Origin of the sequence: Kluyvera ascorbata ATCC 33433, from assembly GCF_000735365.1 — a bacterium.
Classification (GTDB): Bacteria; Pseudomonadota; Gammaproteobacteria; order Enterobacterales; family Enterobacteriaceae; genus Kluyvera; species Kluyvera ascorbata.
The window spans coordinates 1-9,669 of sequence record NZ_JMPL01000145.1; the positions used below are offsets into that span (position 1 = coordinate 1).

Annotated in this window: 10 protein-coding genes and 1 pseudogene; 4 read left to right on the forward strand and 7 right to left on the reverse strand. The window is 56.5% G+C overall.

Translation table 11 applies throughout. The features are described from left to right. Positions 1-4: 4 nt before the first annotated feature. Positions 5-109, reverse strand: a complete 105-nt coding sequence (locus GKAS_RS24980; protein WP_035897158.1) for a YoaK family small membrane protein — start codon at positions 107-109, stop codon at positions 5-7. Between the two features lie 46 nt (positions 110-155). Next, a pseudogene (locus GKAS_RS21060) lies at positions 156-1,174 on the reverse strand (sensor domain-containing diguanylate cyclase). A 321-nt stretch (positions 1,175-1,495) separates the two neighbouring features. On the opposite strand from GKAS_RS21060, the gene GKAS_RS21065 reads away from it, so the two are divergent. Together GKAS_RS21065 and GKAS_RS21070 are read left to right on the forward strand one after the other, a co-directional pair. Beyond that, positions 1,496-1,744: a putative hemolysin gene (locus tag GKAS_RS21065; protein WP_227675092.1), complete on the forward strand. Its 249-nt coding sequence runs from the start codon at positions 1,496-1,498 to the stop codon at positions 1,742-1,744. A gap of 60 nt (positions 1,745-1,804) precedes the next feature. Beyond that, a complete protein-coding gene (locus GKAS_RS21070; RefSeq protein ID WP_035897163.1) occupies positions 1,805-2,110 on the forward strand; it encodes a hypothetical protein in 306 nt (101 codons plus the stop codon). A 30-nt stretch (positions 2,111-2,140) separates the two neighbouring features. Here GKAS_RS21070 and GKAS_RS21075 read toward each other — a convergent pair whose 3' ends face one another. Next, the gene (locus GKAS_RS21075; protein ID WP_035897165.1) at positions 2,141-2,485 is read right to left on the reverse strand and encodes a DUF488 domain-containing protein; all 345 of its coding nucleotides are present in this window, start codon (positions 2,483-2,485) and stop codon (positions 2,141-2,143) included. A 137-nt stretch (positions 2,486-2,622) separates the two neighbouring features. Here GKAS_RS21075 and GKAS_RS21080 point away from each other — a divergent pair, with 137 nt between their 5' ends. Beyond that, positions 2,623-3,330 carry a CTP synthase C-terminal region-related (seleno)protein gene (locus GKAS_RS21080; RefSeq protein WP_035897167.1) on the forward strand — a complete coding sequence of 236 codons (708 nt, stop codon included), beginning with the start codon at positions 2,623-2,625 and terminating at the stop codon, positions 3,328-3,330. A gap of 76 nt (positions 3,331-3,406) precedes the next feature. On the opposite strand, the gene GKAS_RS21085 is transcribed toward GKAS_RS21080, so the two are convergent. Further along, a complete protein-coding gene (locus GKAS_RS21085) occupies positions 3,407-4,591 on the reverse strand; it encodes a CynX/NimT family MFS transporter (protein ID WP_035897170.1) in 1,185 nt (394 codons plus the stop codon). A gap of 99 nt (positions 4,592-4,690) precedes the next feature. Between GKAS_RS21085 and GKAS_RS21090 the strand changes: the two genes are divergently transcribed. Beyond that, positions 4,691-5,482 (forward strand): AraC family transcriptional regulator, encoded by a 792-nt coding sequence (locus GKAS_RS21090; protein ID WP_035897177.1) that lies wholly within the window; start codon positions 4,691-4,693, stop codon positions 5,480-5,482. Here the strand turns inward: GKAS_RS21090 and GKAS_RS21095 are convergent. The 3 genes from GKAS_RS21095 to GKAS_RS21105 form a co-directional block, all read right to left on the reverse strand. Next, positions 5,466-5,912 carry a DUF441 domain-containing protein gene (locus tag GKAS_RS21095; protein WP_035897172.1) on the reverse strand — a complete coding sequence of 149 codons (447 nt, stop codon included), beginning with the start codon at positions 5,910-5,912 and terminating at the stop codon, positions 5,466-5,468. The genes GKAS_RS21090 and GKAS_RS21095 overlap by 17 nt on opposite strands. 161 nt (positions 5,913-6,073) lie before the next feature. Continuing rightward, the gene (locus tag GKAS_RS21100) at positions 6,074-8,110 is read right to left on the reverse strand and encodes a glycoside hydrolase family 31 protein (RefSeq protein WP_035897174.1); all 2,037 of its coding nucleotides are present in this window, start codon (positions 8,108-8,110) and stop codon (positions 6,074-6,076) included. Positions 8,111-8,117: 7 nt separating this feature from the next. After that, positions 8,118-9,461 (reverse strand): glycoside-pentoside-hexuronide (GPH):cation symporter, encoded by a 1,344-nt coding sequence (locus GKAS_RS21105; protein ID WP_051910829.1) that lies wholly within the window; start codon positions 9,459-9,461, stop codon positions 8,118-8,120. Positions 9,462-9,669 lie beyond the last annotated feature (208 nt).

The window sequence follows — 9,669 nt, forward strand, 5'->3', positions numbered from 1 at the left end:
TTTCTCATTGTGCTCCTCCCGGCAACGCGTAACCGCCAATAAAAAACCAGGCCAGAAAGATGACGGCGATAATGAAGATAACGATGGGGAAGGCGATACCCAATCTCATTGTGACATCCTGAATTTTTCCATAAACAGCGCGTATGATACTGTAATTATTCAACCCGTTGGGCGGTAATTTCCGGGCGATGACGGAATTTTTTATCCTGATACATTTCGCTATCTGCTGCTCGCAGCGCGCCATCAGGATCCATCACGTTGGGGTCGACCACAATAGCGCCGATGCTGGCACCGGGATAGTGAATCAACGTGTCACCGAGAAGGTAATCACCAATCAACAGTTGGCGTAGCGTTTCGGCAAAGTGCTCAAGCTGTACCGCTGTACGGGCAAGCGTGGCGACCATAAATTCATCGCCGCCCAACCGGCCAAGCTGGTCGTCGGGGGAAATGCCAAGCTTGAGGCGCTGACCTACCTGCTGTAAAAATGCATCGCCCGCCTGATGTCCGTAGCAGTCGTTGATCATCTTAAACTTATCGAGTCGATAAAGGCCAGCATCACCGAGTGGTTCAGATGCCTCGCGAGCGAGAACAGCGTCTCCAGATTTTCAAAAACGGCGCGGCGATTAGGAAGGCCGGTGAGCGCATCGGTATAGGAGTGATAAATCAGCGCGGCGTTAGCCTCCTGAAGCTGGGCTACCAGCGACTCCTTTTCGATATAGCGGGCGATAATGCTGGCAAACAGTTGTAGCACGTGTTCGCTATTAAAACTGAGCGGCTTTTGCTCGGTGCTGGTGGCGCATAGAGTGCCAAAAAGCGAACCGTCGGTCAGGTGAATCGGCGTGCTCAGGAACGTGGTGATACCCAGCGCTTTGGCGGCGTCGCAATCGGCCCACTGCTCAGGAACATGGTCACTGTAAAAACAGCCGTCGTCCATCGCGCGTTTACACAGGGTATCGCCCCAGGGAACGGAGAAATTCTCTGGAATGTTCATTTCACCGCTGTTGCGCGAATAAACGATGTGCTGCAGGTCGGCCTGCGTATCAATTTTCGTCAGATAGGTGGATTCCATATTGGTCACCAGTTCAAGCATCTCAAGCAGTTGGCGAACAAGACTTTCCAGAGATTGTTCAGTGGCAAGCGTTTGCGATACCCGAGCAAGGATAATATCTGACATGAAAACGAGGGTCCCTACGATAGCGTGAATGGTGGCATTTGAGCTTGAATGCGATCCAGATACACTAAATTTTATACATTATGTATCAAGAAGGTAAGCACTGTGTGTCTAAAAGGTGTGTAACGAGAGGTTATCTGCTTCTTATTACAGATAAAAAAAAGCCCCATCGGGGGAGATGGGGCAAAATAACTCATTGATTATGGAATGTTCTGTTCTCTGGTCAGTTGAGAACGAAATGTACTTTACGTCGCAAAAGTGTAGTTAATTTGAAGAAATTATGGAGTTTAAAGCTAAATTCCAGTGTGAAACTAAGGAGAAATGATGTCCCGTCGCTACGTTTTACTGCTGCCATTGCTGCTTGCAGGATGTGCAAAACAGGCTGAACCAGAAGCACCTTTACCGCCGCAAATTGGTATGGCAAATCCTGCTGCGGTTTATTGCCAGCAGAAAGGGGGAGAAAGCATTCGTCAGGTCAATGCGCAGGGCGAATCAAGCCTCTGCAAACTGCCAAATGGCGAAACGATTGAGGAGTGGGCGCTGTGGCGACGCGATCATCCACAGAAAAAATGACAGTACATTCTCTATCCAGTAAACTGCGCACCTAAGATAATTCTGATTAACGAGAGACGTATGTTTTCGCTGAAACCGGGTACCATCGCCGTGATCATTGGTGCCCGTACTGCTGCTGGCCGAGCCAATATTGGCAAGAGTGTTGAACTGTTTGCGCTGATTAACCCAGGAGAGCGTTGCCTGAACCCGGTTAACGGCGTGATGACCGAGCTGTCCGCCGATGCGCCGCGTGCGCTGTGGCTGGTGACCGGTGAAGTCAGCGCAGGTGAGGGACAGCAGGGGTTTGCGTTTGTCCGTTCAGAGTATTTACTGCCATTAACGCCAGACGCGCAGGTTGAGCAAGAGCGTGCTGCCCTGGTGGAATAACGCGATGTCCGCAGACATCGCGTTCAGGGTTTAGCGATTTTTTAGCCAGTCGGCGAGTACGCGGGCATGGTTTTGCGCGGTATTGGCGGCCGCGTAAATCAGCGTTAATCCCTGTCTTTGCGCAATGTCAGCAAGACGCTGGCCTTCGTCCTGGTGGCGCGAAAGCTCTTCGCGGTAATGCTGACAGAAGGTGGCAAAGTCGATGACCTCGCCGTGGTAGGCCTTGCGCAGCTCGGCTGAAGGGGCAAGGTCTTTGCACCATTCATCGTAGATAAGGTTTTCCTTTTTGATGCCGCGCGGCCACAACCGGTCGACCAGGACACGGTAACCATCATCAGGTGTTGCGTCGTCATACACGCGTTTACACTGGATCATATCCTTCCTCCCTTTTTCCATTCGACCATACCACAAAGATTCGTGGGGTTCGCCCTCCGGGTATTGCTAAAGCGTGACGACATCGCTAATCTGAGGCTCCTTATGCCGTTCGTCATGTCTGTACATAAGGATCTCCCATGGAAAACTCCGCTACTACCTCTGTTCTTCGCATTGCCCTGGTGGGTGACTACAACGCTGATGTCCTTGCGCATCAGGCCATTCCGCTGGCGCTTGATGACGCCGCTGCGGTACTGGAACGACCTATTGAATACCGCTGGGTGGCTACGTGCGATGTGCATAGTGCTGACGCTTTCGCCGATTTCGATGGCATCTGGCTGGTGCCTGCGAGCCCGTATGAAAACACCGAAGGTGCGCTGACCGCCGCCCGCTATGCTCGCGAAAATAGCCTGCCGTTTCTTGGCACTTGCGGGGGGTTCCAGCACGCTATTCTGGAATACGCGCGTAACGTGATGGGATGGGAAGATGCCGCGCATGCGGAAACGGATACCGAAGGCCGCATGGTGATTGCGCCGCTGACCTGCTCGCTGGTGGAGAAGAGCGACACCATTGAACTGCGGGCTAACACGCTCATTGCCCGCGCGTACGGTCGCGACAGCATTGAAGAGGGCTATCACTGCAACTACGGCATCTCTGCCGAATTTGCCGATGCCTTGCAATCACAGGCGTTGCGGGTAACTGGCTGGGATGAAAATGGTGACATTCGCGCGGTGGAACTGGTCACGCATCCGTTCTTCGTGGCGACGCTGTTCCAGCATGAACGTAACGCGCTGGCGGGGCGCCCTGCGCCGCTGGTGCAGGCCTTCCTGCACGCTGCTGCCCAGTAAAAATGTAGCCCGGACGAGGCGGTACGCCGACTCCGGGATTTTTCCCGGCGTCGCTACGCTCGGTCGGGCTACGACGTTATCCGACGTTAATCTCTCTATCTCGCCCGGCAAGCCCGCCGAACACCGCCATCACCAGCGCAATGATAGCAACCGCAAGCAATGAGATATGCCATGCGCCGGTGGCATCATGAATTTTCCCCATCAGCGGCGGCCCGCATGCTGCCAGCAGATAGCCCACTGCCTGCGCCATCCCCGAAAGGGCGGCAGCCTGATGCGCCGAACTGGCGCGCAGCCCGATAAAGGTCAGGCCCAAAATCATAGTAGCGCCGGAGCCAAAGCCAAAGATAACCGTCCAGAGCACCGCCTGTGAGGGAAAGAGCCAGTAGCCCAGCGCGCTAACGGCGCACATCAGCGCGACGGTAATAGCGATCCCGCGTTGATCCTTCATACGATGCAGGATAATCGGCACCACAAAACCGGGAGCGGCGGTAGCAAGCTGCAACAGGCCATGCAGAGAGCCAGCATGCGCTTCGCTGTAGCCCTGGCTAATCAGAATTGCTGGCAGCCAGCCGATAATCACGTAGTAGACCAGCGAATTCAGGCCGAGGAACAGCGTCACCTGCCAGGCCAGCGCCGAGCGCCAGATGCCGCGATTATGCATGGCACCACTGCCGGAGATGGCCGTGGTTTTTGCTGCCCGCCACTGCGGCAACCAGAACAGCAGCGCCAGTACTGGGAACACCATCAACATCAGCAGCGCGCCGCGCCAGCCAAAGCCGCTTAGCGCAATAGGAACGACCAGCGCCGAACCCAACGCGGCGGCGGCCCCCATGGTGACCGAATAGGCCCCGGTGAATTTCGCCACCTGTGAGGCAAAATCACGTTTGATTAACCCTGGCAGCAGTACGTTACCGAGCGCAATCCCGCAGCCAATAATGGCGGTACCGACAAACATCAGCGCGACCGACGGCAGAGAGCGCACGGCGATACCGGCGCAAATCAACAGCATGGCGATAAACAGGCTGCGCTCCATGCCGATACGCCGGGCTACCCCGGCTGCCAGCGGTGAGACCAGACCAAACGCCAGCAGCGGCAGCGTAGTTAACAGCCCGGTCTGTGCGGTGGTCAGCCCGTATTCCGCACGAATCGAATCGAGCAGAGGGGCGGCGCCGGTAAAGGTGACGCGCAGCGTCGAAGCAATCAATAAAATACCAATAATCAGCAGCCAACGGCGGCTGGGAGACGTCACAACATCAGACATAGTCATCTCGACAAAAGAGTGGGAGCACTACAATACCCGGTTTAGCCTTTGCTGAAATCAAGCTAAAATGACAGATTATCGCTAAATTCGGACAAAATGATGCTGGGACTCGGTTTAGGCGGCTATCACCCGGATAGCCATCAGGATGCGGCCATCGCGTTTGGGGTACAGGTAGTCGAGGGGGAGCAGCATATTCCGCTGCATCAGCACCGAAAAGGGCAGCTGATTCTTGCGCTGCGCGGAGCGATTACCTGTGAAGTGGAAAATGCGATGTGGATGGTACCACCGCAGTTTGCGGTGTGGATCCCCGGTGAAGTACCGCACAGCAATCGGGCCACGCCGCAGGCGGAACTGTGCTTTTTGTTTATCGAACCCGGCGCGGCGCAGATGCCAGCGCACTGCTGCACGCTGAAGATATCACCGTTGGTTCGCGAGCTGATTTTAGCGTTAGCTCAGCGCGATGAAGCCCAGCGTCTGGAGCCAGAAACGCAGCGGCTCATTCAGGTTCTGTTCGATGAGTTACCGCAGCAGCCAGAGCAGCAGCTACAGTTGCCGGTCTCCGCACACCCGAAAATTCGTCTGATGGTGGAGACCATGGAAGCGGAGCCCGCGCAGTGGCAGACGCTGACGCAGTGGGCGCAACGCTTCGCCATGAGCGAGCGCAATCTTGCCCGGCTGGTGGTGAAAGAGACCGGGCTGAACTTTCGCCGCTGGCGGCATCAGCTGCAGTTGATCCTCGCCCTGCAGATGTTAATACGCGGGCTTAACGTACAGCAGGTGGCGCTGTCGCTGGGTTACGACTCCACCACGGCGTTTATCACCATGTTCCGCAAGGGGCTAGGGAAAACGCCGGGGCGCTATCTGGCGGCGCTGACTACGACTTCCCAATAAGTAGCGAGACGAGACCGGCGGCAATCAACGGCCCGACCGGCACGCCGCGGAACAGGGCGACGCCAAGAACCGTGCCGACTAATAGTCCAGCCACCAGATGCGGCTGAGTTCCCATCAGCGTCACGCCGCGCCCGCCGAGCCACGAGACAAACACGCCGACACCAATGGCAACCAGCGATTTCCAGTTGGCAAACGAGTGTATCAATGTGGAGGCCGGCAGCGTGCCGCTGGCGATGGGCGCCATAACGCTGATGGTCAGAATAATAATCCCGATGCTAAGCCCTTGTTTTTCTACCCACGGGAAGAAGGTGCTTAGCGGGGTGACGCGAAGAATAATCAGAACCAGAATGGAGACGGCGACGGTGGTGTTGTGGCTGATAAAGCCGAGCGCCGCCAGACCTAAAAGGATCAGTAGGGTGGTATCGAGCATAGAGCGGTAATCCTTGCCAGAAAAAGAAAAAAGACTGCATTATCGTAGCCCGGCGTCGCTGTGCTCGGCCGGGTTACTGTTTGTCACTCTACTGTACGCAAGAAGCGGGGCGTACACAGTTCTTTTTCAATCTTTGTCGAGGATTTCAGGCATTTGCCTGATTATCTGACCAATACCGTCAATAATGGACTGCCTTCGCGAATAAACAGAGGAATCGTCCCCAGCCCGGCAGCGGCGGTGATGCGCTGGCCGCCCTGATAGCGCTCTCCATCGAGCCCTACCCAGGCATTACCGCTCGGTAACCAGACATCACGCTGGCGTTGTCCTGCATGCATCACCGGCGCGACCAGCAGATCCTCGCCGAACAGATACTGATCTTCCGTCTGCCAGCTTTGCGGCTCGTCAGGGTAGTGCCAGAACAGCGGGCGCATCAGCGGGTCACCGTGGCGGTGGGCATTATCGTACAGCGCATCAATGTACGGACGCAGGCTTTCACGGACCCCAAGCCAGCGCTGCATAATGGCGAAGTTCTCTTCACCGTAGCTCCACAGCTCATTAGGCGAACCGCTGTCGCACTGCGGGATACCATGACGGTAGCTTTCCGGCGGCTGAACCCGCGGTTCGCGGTAGCCGTGCATGCGCAGCACCGGGCAGAACACGGCCCACTGGAACCAACGGATCAGCAGTTCGTGGAAGGCCGGGTCGTGAATGTTTCCGCCCTGGAAACCGCCGATATCCGTGGTCCACCACGGGATCCCCGCCAGACCCATATTCAGCCCAGCGGCCAACTGGTTGCGGAAGGCGTGGAAAGACGAGTGCACGTCGCCTGACCAGGCCAGCACGCCGTAGCGTTGGCTACCGGCCCAGCTGCAGCGCACCAGATTGACGATATCGCGCTCGCCTGCGTCGTGCAGCCCATCGTAGAAGCCCTGCGCAAAATCGCGCGGGTAGCGGTTGCCCACTTCCAGTACCGGACCGGCATGATAGCGATAGTTATCGAAATCGTAGGCGCGGTACTCCGGCTCGGCTTCATCCAGCCAGAACAATTTGATACCGAGATCGTAATAGTTTTTCTTCACCGTCTCCCAGACGTACTCTCGGGCCTGCGGGTGGGTGGCATCAAAGAAGGTGGTGTTGCCCATAAAGTCGAGATTGACCTGCACACCGCGATCGCTGGTGACCAGCCAACCCTTGGCTTTCATATGCGGGAACAGCGGGCTGCGCGCTTCAACCGTCGGCCAGACGGAGACCATCAGTTTAATGCCGAGTGACTCCAGCTCTTCCACCATCGCTTTCGGATCGGGCCAGTCAACCGGGTCAAAGCACCAGGTTCCCTGGTTCGGCCAGTGGAAGAAGTCGATAACTATCACCGAGAGCGGTAGCTGGCGGCGGTGATATTCACGGGCCACTTCCAGCACCTCTTGCTGATTACGATAGCGCAGCTTGCATTGCCACAGGCCGCTGATAAATTCCGGCGCGGGTGGCGGCGTACCGGTGGCGCGCGCGTATTGGCGGGTAATTTGTGCGACGCTATCGCCCGCAGTTATCCAGTAATCCATCTCTTCGGTGACGCGCGCGGTCCACCAGGTGTGGTTTTTCGCCAGCACCGCCTCGCCGATGGCGGGGTTGTTCCACAGCAGGCCGTAGCCGAGGCTGGATTGTAAAAACGGCACGCTGGCCTGTGAATTACGCTGGGCTAGCTCCAGCGAGCAGCCTTTGAGATCCAGCCACGGCTGCTGATACTGCCCCATGCCGTACAGCCGCTCGCCGTCACGCGACTCAAAACGCACCGATAGCTGATACTTACCGCCGGGCAGCGGCTTAAATTCGCGGCCGTCAAGCTTGAGGGCGCTGACGTATTTGTCCTGGCTCTTTTCGCTGGCGCCAATCCCTACCGTTGAGCGCTGGCGCCACATCTCTTCCAGCAGCAGTTCACCGCGTTGGTTATAAAACGCCAGCTGCCCTTTGAGGTTCAACACCGCACGAATATTGCCGTGGGTTAAGCTCAGGGTTTCCGCATCCTGCTGAATAATCGCCTGGTTTTCAGCCTGGGGCAGCAGCGCATTTAGCTCAGTCTTGAACGCCGGAGCACAGGTGGCGCGAACGCGGAGGCTGTGTTCTCCCCAGGGCTCTACGCGCAGTATCTGCCGTTCGAAGCGCCATTCGATAGCGTTTGCATGCTGAATTAGTTCGCTCATGGTTGACTCATCCTTTCACAAGAGATTGGGTTTTCGCGAGATTGATTTCCTGCATGGTGCTGTCGTCCAGCTTGTACCAGCGCAGGGTGATGAATGCGCCCAGAGACAGCAGACCAGGCACCACGGTAAAGAGGGCGACGATGCAGTGCATCGCCAGCGGCGTTTGTTCCGGTGCGTTGGCGACGTAACCGCTAAAGCCAAGCGTCCAGCCGACGATGGCCCCACTCAGCGCCATGCCCAGCTTGAGCACGGCGAGGAAGGTCGAGAAGATTATGCCGTCCATACGCTTACCCTGACGCCATTCGCCGTAGTCGGCGACGTCCGCCATCATCACCCACATCAGGGTCGTGGTGGACTGATAAAGGGTAGAGACGATGAACGTCAGCGGCACCAGCACGACGATGGATTTTGGCGCGAAGAACAGCCCGATACTCAGTACCCCGGCCAGCACGGCGCAGTAGCCGAACATCTGGACCTTGTTGGCGTTGCGGGTCAGACGTTTGGCCAGCAGGCTACCGGCGGCTTTGCCGATGATGTGTGCGGCCAGCATCCACATAAAGTAAGCGGCGCTGCCGAGGTAGTAGGTGACGAAATACATCATGGCGCCAAGGCGAATCACGCCAAAGCCGATATTGGTCATCACCAGTATGGCGACCACGCGCCATTGATCGTTGCGCAGCAGGTCACGCAGTTCGGCGAGGTAGTTGTTGTGAGTGGCTGGGGCTTTAATGCGTTCGCGGGTGTTGGCAAAACAGATCCAGAACATCACCACGGCAACGCAGGCCATGATTGCCATTGCGGAACGGTAGCCCATGAGCTTGTCATCGCCGCCCAGATACTCGGCCAGCGGCATCATAAAGAAAGTCGACATGGCGCCGCCGAGCGTGGCCAGGAAAAAGCGCCAGGACTGCAGGGAGATGCGTTCATCGTTGTCTGGCGTAATGACCGCGCCCATCGAGCAGTAAGGAATGTTGATGGCGGTGTACATCAGCATCATGAAGGTGTAAGTGACGCTGGCGAAGATCATTTTGCCGGACATGTCCAGCGACTGCGGCACGGCGTAGGTCAGCAGACAGCTCACGCCGAAAGGCAGCGCCAGCCACAGCATCCACGGACGAAACTTGCCCCAGCGTGAGCGCGTACGGTCGGCCATATAGCCCATTGCCGGGTCGATGATGGCGTCAGCGGTACGCGCCAGTAAAAACATGGTGCCCACGAAGGCGGCGGGCAGGCCAACCACGTCGGTATAATAGAAGGTTAAAAAGATAATGACGTTGTCCAGACCGATATGGCTGGCCATATCGCCTAATCCATAGCTGATTTTTTCTTTACGGGTAACTTTCATGTTCATCGTATCACCTGGTGTCGTTACAGCACGATTGTGGGGAAAGACGCCATACAGTGTGGATGAGTGAGAAAAGTTAACAATTGCGATATTCCGTATTACGCTTACGTAAACTGCTTTGCGTGATACCGGTAACAGAATGAGTGGGTGTGAATGTAACGAGATTGTATGTAGGCCGGATAAGCGAAGCGCCATCCGGCAATAGGCAGCTGTG